The organism is Methylobacterium sp. J-077 (assembly GCF_022829365.1).
Lineage (GTDB): Bacteria > Pseudomonadota > Alphaproteobacteria > Rhizobiales > Beijerinckiaceae > Methylobacterium.
Genome location: NZ_JAKSYJ010000142.1, coordinates 37,053 through 50,566, shown reverse-complemented (window position 1 = coordinate 50,566; position 13,514 = coordinate 37,053). Strand labels below are relative to the sequence as shown.

At 67.5% G+C, this 13,514-nt stretch carries 13 protein-coding genes; 7 read left to right on the top strand and 6 right to left on the bottom strand.

Annotated elements, in window-relative coordinates; translation table 11 throughout:
* The first annotated feature begins 3 nt into the window (after positions 1-3).
* Positions 4-471, top strand: a complete 468-nt coding sequence (locus tag MKL11_RS17110) for a DUF1348 family protein (protein ID WP_243945388.1) — start codon at positions 4-6, stop codon at positions 469-471.
* 43 nt (positions 472-514) lie between these two features.
* Positions 515-1,096, top strand: coding sequence for a TetR/AcrR family transcriptional regulator (locus tag MKL11_RS17105; protein WP_243945386.1), 582 nt, complete (start codon positions 515-517; stop codon positions 1,094-1,096).
* Between the two features lie 9 nt (positions 1,097-1,105).
* On the opposite strand, the gene MKL11_RS17100 is transcribed toward MKL11_RS17105, so the two are convergent.
* From MKL11_RS17100 to MKL11_RS17085, 4 genes are all read right to left on the bottom strand, one after another.
* Positions 1,106-2,266, bottom strand: a complete 1,161-nt coding sequence (locus tag MKL11_RS17100) for a M20 aminoacylase family protein (protein ID WP_243945384.1) — start codon at positions 2,264-2,266, stop codon at positions 1,106-1,108.
* Positions 2,263-3,540: a GNAT family N-acetyltransferase gene (locus MKL11_RS17095; RefSeq protein ID WP_243945382.1), complete on the bottom strand. Its 1,278-nt coding sequence runs from the start codon at positions 3,538-3,540 to the stop codon at positions 2,263-2,265. Before MKL11_RS17095 ends, MKL11_RS17100 begins: the two co-directional genes overlap by 4 nt.
* Before the next feature lie 136 nt (positions 3,541-3,676).
* Entirely contained in the window at positions 3,677-4,114 is a 438-nt protein-coding gene (locus MKL11_RS17090) for a hypothetical protein (RefSeq protein WP_243945380.1), read from the bottom strand.
* Positions 4,111-4,947, bottom strand: a complete 837-nt coding sequence (locus MKL11_RS17085; RefSeq protein WP_243945378.1) for an ArsA-related P-loop ATPase — start codon at positions 4,945-4,947, stop codon at positions 4,111-4,113. The genes MKL11_RS17090 and MKL11_RS17085 overlap by 4 nt, the downstream gene beginning before the upstream one ends.
* Positions 4,948-5,999: 1,052 nt before the next feature.
* Between MKL11_RS17085 and MKL11_RS17080 the strand changes: the two genes are divergently transcribed.
* On the top strand, positions 6,000-7,052 hold the full coding sequence (locus MKL11_RS17080; RefSeq protein ID WP_243945376.1) for a hypothetical protein: 1,053 nt from the start codon (positions 6,000-6,002) through the stop codon (positions 7,050-7,052).
* A 7-nt stretch (positions 7,053-7,059) separates the two neighbouring features.
* Here MKL11_RS17080 and MKL11_RS17075 read toward each other — a convergent pair whose 3' ends face one another.
* The gene (locus tag MKL11_RS17075; RefSeq protein WP_243945374.1) at positions 7,060-7,791 is read right to left on the bottom strand and encodes a MarC family protein; all 732 of its coding nucleotides are present in this window, start codon (positions 7,789-7,791) and stop codon (positions 7,060-7,062) included.
* 52 nt (positions 7,792-7,843) lie between these two features.
* Positions 7,844-8,578 (bottom strand): methyltransferase domain-containing protein, encoded by a 735-nt coding sequence (locus MKL11_RS17070; RefSeq protein WP_243945372.1) that lies wholly within the window; start codon positions 8,576-8,578, stop codon positions 7,844-7,846.
* 181 nt (positions 8,579-8,759) lie between these two features.
* Here MKL11_RS17070 and gloB point away from each other — a divergent pair, with 181 nt between their 5' ends.
* The 4 genes from gloB (at position 8,760) to sucC (ending at position 13,169) form a co-directional block, all read left to right on the top strand.
* Entirely contained in the window at positions 8,760-9,536 is a 777-nt protein-coding gene (gloB, locus tag MKL11_RS17065) for a hydroxyacylglutathione hydrolase (protein ID WP_243945370.1), read from the top strand.
* A gap of 350 nt (positions 9,537-9,886) precedes the next feature.
* Positions 9,887-10,462 (top strand): TetR family transcriptional regulator, encoded by a 576-nt coding sequence (locus MKL11_RS17060; RefSeq protein ID WP_243945368.1) that lies wholly within the window; start codon positions 9,887-9,889, stop codon positions 10,460-10,462.
* A 428-nt stretch (positions 10,463-10,890) separates the two neighbouring features.
* Positions 10,891-11,853 (top strand): malate dehydrogenase, encoded by a 963-nt coding sequence (mdh, locus tag MKL11_RS17055; protein ID WP_243945366.1) that lies wholly within the window; start codon positions 10,891-10,893, stop codon positions 11,851-11,853.
* Between the two features lie 116 nt (positions 11,854-11,969).
* On the top strand, positions 11,970-13,169 hold the full coding sequence (sucC, locus tag MKL11_RS17050; RefSeq protein WP_243945364.1) for an ADP-forming succinate--CoA ligase subunit beta: 1,200 nt from the start codon (positions 11,970-11,972) through the stop codon (positions 13,167-13,169).
* Positions 13,170-13,514: the final 345 nt, after the last annotated feature.

Sequence of the window (13,514 nt, the reverse complement as noted above, 5' to 3'; positions counted from 1 at the left end):
CCCATGTCGGACCGCCCGCCCTATCCGCCCTTCACTGACGAAAAAGCCGCCCAAAAAGCCCGCATGGCCGAGGATGCCTGGAACGGGCGTGATCCCGAACGGGTCTCGCTCGCCTACACGGCCGACAGCGTCTGGCGGAACCGCAGCGAATTCCTGTCGGGCCGCGAGGCCATCGTCGCGTTCCTCCAGCGCAAATGGGCGCACGAGCGCGAGTACCGGCTGATCAAGGAACTCTGGACCTGCGGCGGCGACCGGATCGCCGTGCGCTTCGCCTACGAGTGGCACGATGCGGCCGGGCAGTGGTTCCGCTCGTACGGCAACGAGAACTGGGAATTCGATGCGCACGGGCTGATGCGCCGCCGGATCGCCAGCATCAACGACCTGCCGATCGCCGCCGCCGACCGGAAATTTCATTGGCCGCTGGGCCGGCGCCCCGACGATCATCCGGGCCTGAGCGATCTTGGCCTTTAAAGCATCGTCCCGAAAGGTGGTCGCCGGCTTTCGGAGACAGACGATGCGAATCAACGAGGTGCCAGCCGCGGTGACGGGGCGGGCCGAGACGCTGCCGGCGCTCGCGGAGGTGTTTCGCGAGCACGGCTACGCGGGCGCCAGCCTGGCGCTGATCAGCACGGCCACGGGCCTGGGCAAGGGCAGCCTGTATCACCTGTTCCCAGGCGGCAAGGCCGAGATGGCGGCCTGCGTGCTCGAAGATATCGATACCTGGTTCGAGACCAACCTGTACCGCCCGCTGCGCGAACAGGATTCGCCCGAGACGGCAATCTCGGACATGTTCGATGCGGTCGAAAGCTACTTCCGGTCCGGGCGGCGGGTCTGCCTGGTCGGAGTCCTGGCGCTCGGAACGAGCCGCGACCTGTTCGCCGAGGCGGTGCGGGGCTACTTCGCGCGCTGGGTCTCCGCCCTGGCCTATGCCCTGCGGCGCGTAGGGGGCGATGGTCCGGAGGGTACTGCGTTGGCAGAAGAAACCGTCGCGCAGATTCAGGGGGCGATCGTGCTGGCGCGGGCGCTCGACGAGCCGGCGCTCTTCACCCGCGCCCTGGCCGCGCTGCGATCGCGGATCGCGACCGCAGCGGGCTGAAGTCCAGCCTCAAGCGGCGGTGCGGCTCTCGACCATCCGGGCCAGGAAGGCACTGCCGATCGGGATGATGGAATCGTCGAAATTGTAGCTGGCGTTGTGCAGGCTCGGCCCGGGATTGGAACCGAGCCAGACATAGGCGGCCGGCACCGCCTGGGCCATGTCGGCGAAATCCTCGCTGCCCATCTTGGGAACGGCGTTCGGCTCGACATTCTCGGGCCCGAGCAGCTCGGTCGCCACCGCGGTCGCAGCCGCCGCCTGCTCGGGGGCGTTCTCCAAGACCGAGAACACATCCTGGATGTCGACCGCGATCTCGGCGCCGTAGGCGGCCGCGAACCCGGCGGCGAGCTCGCGCATGCGGGCGCCCGCCAGCGCCCGGATCTCCTTGTCGAAGGTGCGGATCGTGCCGGCCAGATGCGCCGTCTCGGGGATGACGTTGTAGGCCGTGCCCGCCGTGATCCGGGTGATCGACAGAACGATCGACTTCAGCGGGTCGACATTGCGCGAGACGATCGACTGGAGCGCCTGGGCGAGGCTTGTGGCGATGATGATCGGGTCGTTGCCCGCATGCGGCTGAGCGGCGTGGGCGCCGCGACCGCGGATGCGGATGTCGAAGAAGTCGGCCGCCGCCATGACCGGCCCGGGGCGCAGCTTGATCCGCCCGTGGCCGCCGCCCGGCTGGTTGTGCAGGCCGTAGATCTCGTCGCAGGGGAATTTCTCGAACAGGCCGTCCTTGAGCATCGCCCGGGCGCCGCCGCGGCCCTCCTCGGCGGGCTGGAACACGAACACCGCCGTGCCGTCGAAATCGCGGGTCTCGGCGAGATAGCGCGCGGCGCCGATCAGCATTGTGGTGTGGCCGTCATGGCCGCAGGCGTGCATCTTGCCCGCATAGGTCGAGCGATAGGGGAGGTTGGTCTCCTCCTCGATCGGCAGGGCGTCCATGTCGGCGCGCAGGCCGATCCGGCGGCCGTTGTCGGTGCGGCCCTTCAGGAGCCCGACCACCCCGGTACCGCCGATGCCGCGATGCACCTCGCAGCCGAACTGTTCCAGCAGTTCGGCGACGATGCCGGACGTGCGAACCTCCTCGAAGCCCAGCTCCGGATGGGCGTGGAGGTCCCGGCGCATGGCCGTCAGTTCGTCGGCATAGGTCTTGATGTGGTCGATCGGGCTCATGTGTTCGGGCTCTCGGGGGCAGGTCGTGCGGGTTCTGCCGCACCGTCGCAGGCTCCGGGCGCGCGGACCTCGTCCGTCCGCCGAAACGGCGTCAGCGTGTCGAGGGCGTCCACCGCCTCGGCGACGTGGGCGCGCTCCCGCTGCAAGTAATCGGCCACCGCGCGGCGGAAGGCCGGGTCGGCGATGTCGTGGGCGGAGTGCATCAGCACCGGCTTGTAGCCGCGGGCGAGCTTGTGCTCCCCCTGCGCCCCGGCCTCGACCCGCTTCAGGCCGCGGGCGATCGCGAACTCGATCGCCTGATAGTAGCAGACCTCGAAATGCAGGAACGGATGGTCCTCGACGCAGCCCCAGTTGCGCCCGTAGAGCGCCGTGTCGCCGATCAGGTTGATCGCCCCGGCGATGTAGGCGCCGTCCCGTTTCGCCATGATCAGCAACACCCGGTCGGCCATGCGCTCGGACAGGAGCGAGAAGAACCGGCGGTTGAGGTAGGGCCGCCCCCATTTGCGCGCGCCCGTGTCCATGTAGAAGGCGTAGAACGCGTCCCAATGGGCCTCGGTGATGGCGGCGCCGGTCAAGTGTTCGACGGTGATCCCGGGCGCGAGCGCATCGCGGCGCTCCTTGCGGATGTTTTTTCTTTTTCGGGACGCGAGGGCGTCGAGGAAATCGTCGAAGCGCGCGTAGCCGGCATTCTCCCAGTGAAACTGCTGGTCGGTCCGCTGCAGGAAGCCCGCGGCCCCGGCCCGGTCCCATTCCGCCTCGCGCATGAAGGTCACGTGGATCGAGGACGCCTTGGTCTCGCCCCGCAGCGCCCGCAGGCCGGCGACCAAACCGGCTGTAGCCTCGTCCGGATCGGCGCCCGGGGCGATCAGGAAGCGCGGGCCGGTGACGGGCGTGAACGGCACGCTCACCTGCAGCTTCGGATAATAGGAGCCGCCGACCCGCTCGTAGGCGTCGGCCCAGCCGTGATCGAATACGTACTCGCCCTGGCTGTGCGACTTCAGATAACAGGGCGCAACGCCGAGCAGCGCGCCGTCGCGCTCCACCGCCACGTGGAGCGGCAGCCAGCCGGTCTTGCGCGCGACACAGCCGGAATCCTCCAGGGCAGACAGGAAGGCGTGCGAGACGAACGGGTTGTGGGTCTCGTCGCCCGCCGCCAGGGTCTCGGAGGAGAAGGCGCAGGCATCCCAGGCCACTGCGCCGATCTCCTTCAAGCCAGTCATCGCCCGCACGGTGAGCGTGGGGGTCTCCGGCGCCGGCCCGGGTGCTTGCTTCATGGGTCCAATCTAGCCGGGGCAGCCGGAGGGGCAAGCGGGCGGATGCGCGCGGCTGCCTGGCGCCCTTGTCAGATGGGCGACGGCGTCACGTGAGACGCCCCGACGCTAGGGTCGCCACGGCCGTTGAACGTCGACGTCAGCGTGCAAGCCCGGACGGGGGGGTTCCCGTCATCCGGCGCTCCGAGGCCTCCAGGGCAGCGGCGAACCGGGCCTCGCTGACCGTGTATTGATGCGACAGGTTCACTAGGCTGAGGATGATCCAGACGCTCCCGAGCACGCTGGCGACCACCACACCGAGCAGCACGTAGATCGTCCGGGTGTTGCGGCGCAATTCGACCGACAGGTCTTGAGCGAGTTCGCGGTTGCCCTGAGAGAAAGCATCCCTCGAGGCAACCAGCTCATTGTGCATCTCGCTGATGACGTGGGTGGCATTGTACAGCAGCAGCAGGTGGACGACGAAGTCGTCGTCCGTCGTGGTGTTGAGAGCGGCCGCAACGCGCACGGCGAGCTGCCGCTCCCAAGGCAGGAGTTCCCGGCCGTGAACCGTCCGGTAGAACCGCTCGAGGTTGTTCACGGACGGAAGGCCTCGCGCCAAGCCGTGTGGAAGTTGCGCCGCAGGCGCCGACCCTCGACACGAAGGCGCATTGGCGCGGTGGTCGCCAGGTCGAGCCAAGTCGTGTGCTGGATCCGCAGCGCCTCGATCAGGCGCTCGCCGATCCGCTCGATCTCGGTGGCGCGGAAATTCGGCTGCGCCCGCAGTTGCCGCACCACGTCGGAGGCCTCCAGATAGTCGAAGTTGGTCGCCTGGGCGGTGTTCTTGGCCAGGATCGCCCGGTCGGCTTCGAGCAGCAGCGGCCGCAGTTCCCGGAGGACGTCCAGGGCGGTGGGATCGACGGCGCCAGCGGCAACGACCACGCAGAGGCGGATCTTCTCCTCGCGGCAGCTCTCGACGATGATCTCGGTGCTGCGCCGGGTCGTTTCGGTGTCGCCGGCCGGGAAGTCGACCACGACGAACCGCTCGGCGGCGTCGGACACGCGCTCGATCAGGTCCTGGACCAGGGTCGGGTCGACGCGGCCGGTGGAATCCTCCGCGCGCAGGCGCTGCCGGAAGCACGACACGCCCGGGCGGCGCGGCACGAAGTTCTGGCTGCCCGGATCGGTCTCGCGCATCAGCGCCGTGTGGAAGTGCCGGTTGGCCGGGTCGGTGTCGACCGCCAGGACCGGGCCGACCTCGGCGGCGAGATCGGCGATCTGCAGGGCGATGGTCGTCTTGCCGACGCCGCCCTTGCCGCCCAGGCACAGGATTAGGACCTTCGTGTTCCCCGGGCCGAGGAGATCCTGTTGGATGTCCTGAAGCTCGGACGGGGTGTACCAGGCCGGAACCTTGAGCTGCGTGGCATCGGTCATGAAAAGTCTCCTTGGCTTGAAGGGCACAGGGCGGCGTCCACGCGTGCGTCGCTGCGGCGCGCGGAGACGGTCCTGCAGGGGTGTCAGGGTTGGCGTCGTCGGTCCGGGCCCGGCCAGAGCGTATGAGAGGCGGACATCCCAGCGCATCCCGCCGCCGTTCGGCAGGCGGTGCTCAGGTCCTGTGATGGCGCCCGGACGCCGATGACGCGGCTTCGCGCACGAGGACAGGGGACTCTCAAGCAGCCGATCCGATCGCGCGCCGGCCGTCGACGGTATCGGCCGCCTCGATCCGCGGTCCGCCGCAAAGCCGCAGCCGGATGATGTTCCACCGGGGCATCACGCCGTGCAGGTCGGGAGCCGAAATGTTCGCCCTCTTCACACCTTGGACTCCGTTGCCGGCCCGGTGCCGCGGCGGGACCGCGTCCGTTGTTCGTCTTGCCGGGGTCGCGCAGGGCAGAGAGTTCGCCCAGCTCCACACGGGAGGCAAGCCTATAAGCAACGATGTTGAGAGCTTATCCGCAATTATGCTCGCAGAACATAAGAATCGTTTCCGAAAAATTTTTGCAAAAAAGCGGTTTTTCGACCAAGTTCTGAACCTATTGGCCGATAGATCTAGATAATTACTACAGGTCAATCGATCGAGATCGCGTCAAAGACGAATAATCGTCAATGCGATTGCAAGTTCAGCCGAGTCGTCGGAGCGACAGGGCTCATGCCGCCGGCTGTCGAGGAAGAGCCCCGTGCCGACCGGACGCGATGCGGCCTGCGATGGCGATGGCGATGGACATCCGAACGCGGACCGCCTCGGGTCGACCTGAGAAGGGCTCTCGCGCCGCGCCTCATCGCCCGTATGCGGACGGAACCCGGAACAGGTCTTTCATCCCGACTCCGAATCCCGACCCATGACGCAACCGGTCATCGCCCAAGTTGCGCGCGCAATCCACAGCGTTAACCTTCCACCCATATTCGTTAACAAACCATTGGCGGGGATCCTATTAATCTATCTAAATAGACCGGTAACCACGGTGTCTTCATGCACCGGCGAGGCTCCGATGCTGACATTCAAGAGTAAGCGAACACCCGTCGGATACGCTCTCGCCGCGGCCGGAGCGGTCAGCCTCTCGGCCACCGGGGAGGCCGAGGCCCACGTCAAGTGGTTCTGCGCCTACGACGTCGCCGGGCAACCGCAGGGCCTCGAACAGGTGCTCTGCACGAATTTCGAAGGGCTGACCGTGCTCGCCCTGGTCTGCCTGATGTTCGGCTGCCTCGCCGAAGGAACGCCACTCGGCGGCGCCCTGCTCAACGCCCTCGACCGCGTGACCACCCGGATCCGGACCGATACCGAGCTGCTGGTCCGCGCGACCCTCGGCTTCTTCTTCGTGTCGCTCTGGGAACTCGGCGGCATCATCCTGACCCCGGAACTCAAGACCGATGTCGCCTGGATCCCGTGGTTCCAGCTCGCGCTGGCCGCCTGCCTGATCTGGCGGCGCACCATGCCGCTCACCGGGCTGGGCATCGTCTTCCTGTTCAGCTTCGCCACCGCGCAATACGGCGTCTTCCACCTCGCCGACTATCCGATCTTCTTAGGGGTGGCCGTCTACCTGATCTGCCGCGGCCTCGACCTCACGCCCTTCGACATCCGCCCCCTCGACCTCGTGCGCTGGACCGCCGCGATCACGCTGATGTGGGCCTCCATCGAGAAGTGGGCCTATCCGGAATGGACGGCGCCGCTGCTGGCCGCCAAGCCGCAGATGACGCTCGGCGCCACCCCCGAACTGTTCATGCAGGCCGCTGGCGTCATCGAGTTCACCCTGGCCTTCGCGCTGCTCTGGACCCCGCTGGTCCGGCGTTCCGCGGCGATCATCCTGGCGGCGATCTTCGTCTCGGCGGTGTTCGAATTCGGCAAGGTCGACGCGATCGGGCATTCCGGGATCATCGTGGTGCTGCTCGCCATCGCGGCCGATGATGTCCGGATGGCGGTCCGTGCCCGCCACGTGGTGCTGGCGCCGGCCTGGTACGGGGCCGCTCTCGCGATCTTTCTCTTCCTCTACTACGCCGGCCACGCGGCCCTGTTCGGTGGGCTGAGCGCGCTGCCGGTGATCTGAGGGACCGTCATCGCGCCGCGACCAGCGGCGCCAACACGTCGGTCAGACCGGTGATCAGGATCTGGGTCCCGACGCAGAGCAGCAAGAAGGCGAACAGGCGCCCGGTCACCCGCGCTCGGGCCGGGCCGATCAGCGCCACCACCCGGTCGGCGGAGGCGTAGATCAGCGCCACCGCCAGCGCCACGACCAGCGCCGCAAGGGTGACGCCGATGAAGAAGCCGAACCGATCGGCGTAGGCGGCGGGCCGGTTCGCCCCCAGGGTGATCGCCACCGCGATGGTGCCGGGACCAGTGGTGAACGGCAGGGTCAGGGGAAAGAACGCGATCTCGGCCAGAGGACCCGGCGCCGGGTCTCGGCTCGTCTCGATCAGGGTCGTCGAATCACGATCCTTGGAGCTCCGATCCTTGGAACCCGACGCCTCGGCCTGCTTGCGCGCCTCGCGGGCCTCGGGCCGGTTGAGCTGAGTCCAGGCCGAGGACATCACCACCAGCCCGCCCGCGATCCGCAGGGCCGCCAGGGTGACCCCGAAGAAGTTGAGGATCGGCGTGCCGGCCCAGAGGGCGCCGAGCATCACCAGGGCGGCGTAGACACCGATCTTGCGCGACAGCAGAACCCGCTCGGCATGGCTGTAAGCGCCGGTCACCTGCGCGAAGATGAAGGCCCCGCCGATCGGGTTCACGATCGCGATCAGGCCGGAGAGGGCGAGCAGGAACTGCTGGACGGTGAAATCGACGCTCATGAGGCCTGCCGCCTAGAGCAAGCGGGCTCCGACGGCCAGCGTCTCGAGCGCGTCAGCCCGGGGAGGGCGCCGGCACCAGCACCCGAGCCGGCGACAGCCGGCGGGCGCGACGCACCTGCTGGACCGCTACCGGGCGGTAGAGCTGCTTGGTCGCGTGGACGACGTGCAGGCCGGCAAACGGCAGGGCCAGGCCGGAGCCGAGCCGCTCCCAGGCGGGTCCCGTGCGCAGCATCAGCCGCGAGCGCACCGGCGGCATGTACAGGGTCTCGGCCCAGCCCTCTGGGGAGAACAGCGTGTCGCGCATCAGCCGTCCGAGCTGCGAGCGGCTGTAGGGCTGGCCGTGGCCGAACGGCGTCGCCTCGCGCCGGGCCCACACTCCGCGCCGGTTGGGCACCACCAGGATCATCCGGCCGCCCGGGGTGAGGGTGCGCCAAACCTCCTGCAGCAGCTCCGTCGGGCTCTCCACCGATTCGAGCGCGTGGACCAGCACGACCCTGTCGATGGCGGCCTCGGGCAGCGGCATCATGGTCGGGTCGGCCAGCGCCGTGCAGGAGCGGCCGGTCCCCGGCCAGTTCACCACGCCTTGCGTCGCCGGCATGAAGGCGAGGGTGCGCTCGGCGATGCAGTGGATCGGCCCGAGATACGGCGTCGCGTAGCCGATCCCGAGGACACGCAGCCCCGAGACCGAACCCAGGAACCCGTGCAGGGCGCGGGCGACGACGCGATGCGTCTCGGCGCCCAAGGGGCTGGCATAGAAGGCCCGCAGACCGTTGACGTCGAGACGCATGAAGAACAGGACCGAGTCCGGAACGACGATTCTGACTCAATGGTGGGCCGCGCTGCCCGCGGCAAGCTTCGTAGAGAGTTAATACCGAAGGAACCGGGCTTGCTCGCCACCGGTTCACGGCAGCAGATTTCGCGCTTCGCTGCGCCTTGCGAATCTTCGCGCCTCCTGACGAGGGACTCCAATGGCTGCCGAGACCGAGATCCGAACCTTCCTGTGCCGCAGCGACAACATCGGCGTCCTGATCCGCGATCCGGCCACCGGCGCCTGCACGGCGATCGACGTGCCGGAGGCCGGCCCGGTCTTGAAGGCCCTAAACGAGACCGGCTGGCGCCTGACCGACATCCTCGTCACGCACCGGCACGGCGACCACATCGAGGGTATCCCCACGGTGAAGCGCGCCACCGGGGCCCGGGTGGTGGCCCCCGCCAAGGCCGGCGGTGCAATTCCGGACGTGGATGTCACGGTCCGCGAGGGCGATACTGTGCAGGTCGGCGGGCTCGCGGCCCAGGTCTGGGAGACCCCCGGCCACTGCGCCGACCACATCACCTACTGGTTCGCCGACGCCGGCCTCGTCTGCTCGGGCGACACGCTGTTCACCCTCGGCTGCGGCCGCGTGATGGAGAGCCCGCCCGAGACCCTGTGGCGCTCGCTGCGGCGATTCGAGGACCTGCCCGACGCCACGCGGGTGTTCAGCGGCCACGACTACGTCCTGTCCAATGCCCGTTTCGCCCTGGCTGCCGACCCAGACAACCGCGACCTGTTGGCGCGCAAGGCCGAGGCCGAGCGGGCGAAGGCTGAGGGCCGATTCCTGATTCCCTCGACCATGGGTGCCGAGCGGGCGACCAATCCATTCCTGCGCAGCAACGTACCGACCTTGGCCAAGTCAGTGGATTTAGCGGCCGGGACAGATCCGGAAGCGGTCTTTGTTGCGCTGCGTGCGTGGAAGGACCGCTTCTAAGGACGGTGATAACCAAGAAAATTTTGTTGCGTTCTCAAGCCGAACTGACACATACCCTGTGCAAGCGGTACCAATCCGCTCAGTCAACGGGCTCCCGGGGGGAAGCCGTAACGTCAACGCGAAGCGCCGGGACGCTTCCGCCGGTCTGATGGGGGTCCGTCTCGCCCTACCACCTGTCCACCTCCCGCCTTCCGCTTCCGTTCCTTAAGCCAGAGTCCGACGGGGCCAGGGAAGAGGCGCTCAGCGCAAAGACCAGGATTCCTGCAGCAGACACGACCGCCAGTGACGCGCTTCGCGACACCGGCGAGGTAGTGGCCCCGTCGCGTCCACGGGCACCGGTCGCTGCCGATGTGCGGTTGCTTGGCATCGCCACCGAGCACTTGTCCCGTCTCGGGCCCAAGCGCGTGACGGTCGTGGCCGTCGCGGCGGAAGCCGGGATGACGCACGCCAACGTCTACCGCTACTTCCCGTCGAAGGACGCGCTTCTCGACGCGGTAGCCGGCCGATGGCTGCGCGACGTCGAAGCCCGGCTCGCCGGCATCGCCGACGCGCCCGATCCGGCCGATGATAAGATCGAGCGGTTGCTCACTGCCCTCGCGACGGTTCAGCGCGATGCCCTGTTCGACGAGCCGAACCTGTTCGCGGTCCATCTCGACGCGACGGTGTCGGCACGGCCGATCGCGCGGCGGCACCGGGTCCGCCTGCGCAGCCTGGTCGAGCGTGTGGTCGAGGAGGGCATCACCTCGGGCATTTTCTCGGCCCGGGACCGGGAACGGGCGATCGCCTACATCTTCGATGCGAGCTATCGGTTCACGCATCCGCTGGCGATCCAGCACGATGCGGAAGTGCCGCGCGACCTGATCGAGGCCAGGTTCGGAGCCGTCATCCACGCGATCCAGCGGGTCCTGCGCTCCGGGATCCTCTGAACCCCCGGGTCGCAGCTTCTAAGTGGTCGGCAATGCATCTCGATGCCCGGACATCGCGTCCGGGCCTTTCGCATTTCAGGTGCTTCAACGACGGTTCGATCCACAGCGCGGGACCGCGCCGAAATCGACGAAATGACAGGCCCACGGTTCTGTCATCTGAGCGTTACTACGCCGACGAGGCAGCGTGCACTGCACCTAAAACCCTCTCCGCATTGGCGTTTCATCACCCGGGCCGGCGACATCCAAGCGCCGGCGGGACCCGAGCGGGCACGTCCCCAACCGCCCATCGGGTTGAAGCGACGAGGCTTTTCGGCCACACAGCCGCGCAGATTCCCGAGCGGCGAATCCCGCGCCGGAGCTGACAACCGGACGGTCCTGGCACATCGCCGATCCCACCGAAGACGACACGCAGCGGAGATTGATCCGACATGGCTCGCAACAAGATCGCGCTCATCGGTGCCGGCCAGATCGGCGGCACCCTGGCCCTCCTGGCCGGCCTGAAGGATCTCGGCGACGTGGTGCTGTTCGACATCGTCGACGGCGTGCCGCAGGGCAAGGCGCTCGACATCGCCGAGGCGGCCCCGGTCGAGGGCTTCGACGCGAGCTACGCGGGCGCGAGCGATTATTCCGCCATCAAGGGCGCCGACGTGGTGATTGTCACCGCCGGCGTGCCGCGCAAGCCCGGCATGAGCCGCGACGACCTGATCGGCATCAACCTCAAGGTCATGCAGGCCGTGGGCGAGGGCATCAAGAGCTACGCCCCGGACGCCTTCGTGATCTGCATCACCAACCCCCTCGACGCGATGGTCTGGGCGCTGCAGAAGTTCTCGGGCCTGCCCACCAACAAGATCGTCGGCATGGCCGGCGTGCTCGACTCGGCCCGCTTCCGCCATTTCCTCGCGGAAGAGTTCAAGGTCTCGGTGGAGGACGTCACCGCCTTCGTGCTCGGCGGCCACGGCGACGACATGGTCCCGCTCACCCGCTACTCCACGGTCGCGGGCGTGCCGCTGACCGATCTCGTCAAGCTCGGCTGGACCACCCAGGAGAAGCTCGACGCCATGGTCGACCGGACCCGCAAGGGCGGCGGCGAGATCGTCAACCTGCTCAAGACCGGCTCCGCCTTCTACGCGCCGGCCGCCTCCGCCATCGCCATGGCCGAGAGCTACCTGCGCGACAAGAAGCGGGTCCTGCCCTGCGCCGCCTATCTCGACGGCCAGTACGGCGTGAAGGGCATGTTCATCGGCGTGCCGATCGTCATCGGCGCCGGCGGCGTCGAGCGCGTCCTCGAAGTCACGTTCGACACGGCCGAGAAGGCCATGTTCGAGAAGTCGGTCGCCTCGGTGACCGGCCTGATCGAAGCCTGCAAGACCGTCGACAGCAACCTCGCCTGATCTCGGGGCGAACTGCGAATAGGGCATAGCGAAGAGTGGCCCGGTCGAGGCCGCTCGCTCCCTGAAAACTATTCGCGATCCGCTACCCCCTCCTCGCTCCTCCGTATGAGGTCCCGATGAACATCCATGAATACCAGGCCAAGGCCGTATTGAAGGAGTTCGGCCTGCCGGTCTCCCGCGGCGTGGCGATCTTCGACCCGTCGGAGGCAGAAGCCGCCGCCAAGGAACTCGGCGGCCCGGTCTGGGTCGTGAAGAGCCAGATCCATGCGGGTGGCCGCGGCAAGGGCACCTTCAAGGGCGCCCCCGAGGGCGCGAAGGGCGGGGTGCGGGTCACCAAGTCCATCGACGAGGTCAAGCAATATGCCGGCGAGATGCTTGGCCAGACCCTGGTGACGATCCAGACCGGCCCGGCCGGCAAGCAGGTCAACCGCCTCTACATCGAGGAAGGTGCCCAGATCGCGGAGGAATTCTACCTCTCGATGCTGGTCGACCGCACCTCCGGCGGTGTCGCTTTCGTGGTCTCCACCGAGGGCGGCATGGACATCGAGGCGGTCGCCCACGACACGCCCGAGAAGATCCACACGATCCCGGTTGATCCCGCCACCGGCGTGATGCCCCATCACGGCCGCGCGGTCGCCAAGGCGCTGGGCATCACCGGCGCCCAGGCCAAGGACGCTGCCTCGCTCACGGAAAAGCTCTACGCGGCGTTCATGTCCAAGGACATGAGCATGCTGGAGATCAATCCGCTGGTGCTCACCGCCGACGGCCACCTCAAGTGCCTCGACGCGAAGATCTCGTTCGACTCGAACGCGCTCTACAAGCACGCCGACATCGTCGCCCTGCGTGACGAGACCGAGGAGGACGCCAAGGAGATCGAGGCGTCGAAATACGACCTCGCCTACATCGCGCTGGACGGCACGATCGGCTGCATGGTCAACGGCGCAGGCCTGGCCATGGCGACGCTGGACATCATCAAGCTCTACGGCGAGAGCCCGGCCAACTTCCTGGATGTCGGCGGCGGCGCCTCCGAGGAGAAGGTGACGGCGGCATTCAAGATCATCACCGCCGATCCGCAGGTGAAGGGGATCCTCGTCAACATCTTCGGCGGGATCATGAAGTGCGACGTCATCGCCCGCGGCGTCATCGCCGCCGTCAAGGCGGTGGGCCTGCAGGTGCCGCTGGTGGTGCGCTTGGAGGGCACCAACGTCGAGCAGGGCAAGGACATTATCCGGGGCTCCGGCCTCAACGTGATCCCAGCGGACGACCTCGACGACGCCGCCCAGAAAATCGTCGCCGCCGTGAAGGGCGGCAACTGACAGTGGACGCGCTTCTGCTGGCAGTTGCCGTATCTCTGTCTGCTCCGGCAGCAGAGGTGCGCGATAAGTCTGACCTCGTCCCCCTGTTTATCGACACGTGCATGGGGGACGGGCCGGCACTCACGGCGGTCGACACAGCAGCGGCATCGCACGGCTGGCAGCGGAATGAGGCGATGTCCGGCGAGTTGAGCAGAATGCCGACTCAGTCCATCCTTAGCACGGCTTGGAAAACAACATCGAGCGAGGCTGCTGACTCTCCTTGGATCGAAATTGGCGCATCCAGGATTACCGACAGAATGCCGCTGGAGAAAAATCCAAGTGAGACGTGCGCCATCGCCGTGAATA

What these genes read in the sequence shown, in the direction of transcription:
- MKL11_RS17110 (WP_243945388.1), top strand. Translation starts at nt 4, where the DNA reads ATGTCGGACCGCCCGCCCTATCCGCCCTTCACTGACGAAAAAGCCGCC.
- MKL11_RS17105 (WP_243945386.1), top strand. Translation starts at nt 515, where the DNA reads ATGCGAATCAACGAGGTGCCAGCCGCGGTGACGGGGCGGGCCGAGACG.
- MKL11_RS17100 (WP_243945384.1), bottom strand. Translation starts at nt 2,266, where the DNA reads ATGAGCCCGATCGACCACATCAAGACCTATGCCGACGAACTGACGGCC.
- MKL11_RS17095 (WP_243945382.1), bottom strand. Translation starts at nt 3,540, where the DNA reads ATGAAGCAAGCACCCGGGCCGGCGCCGGAGACCCCCACGCTCACCGTG.
- MKL11_RS17085 (WP_243945378.1), bottom strand. Translation starts at nt 4,947, where the DNA reads ATGACCGATGCCACGCAGCTCAAGGTTCCGGCCTGGTACACCCCGTCC.
- MKL11_RS17080 (WP_243945376.1), top strand. Translation starts at nt 6,000, where the DNA reads ATGCTGACATTCAAGAGTAAGCGAACACCCGTCGGATACGCTCTCGCC.
- MKL11_RS17075 (WP_243945374.1), bottom strand. Translation starts at nt 7,791, where the DNA reads ATGAGCGTCGATTTCACCGTCCAGCAGTTCCTGCTCGCCCTCTCCGGC.
- MKL11_RS17070 (WP_243945372.1), bottom strand. Translation starts at nt 8,578, where the DNA reads ATGCGTCTCGACGTCAACGGTCTGCGGGCCTTCTATGCCAGCCCCTTG.
- gloB (WP_243945370.1), top strand. Translation starts at nt 8,760, where the DNA reads ATGGCTGCCGAGACCGAGATCCGAACCTTCCTGTGCCGCAGCGACAAC.
- mdh (WP_243945366.1), top strand. Translation starts at nt 10,891, where the DNA reads ATGGCTCGCAACAAGATCGCGCTCATCGGTGCCGGCCAGATCGGCGGC.
- sucC (WP_243945364.1), top strand. Translation starts at nt 11,970, where the DNA reads ATGAACATCCATGAATACCAGGCCAAGGCCGTATTGAAGGAGTTCGGC.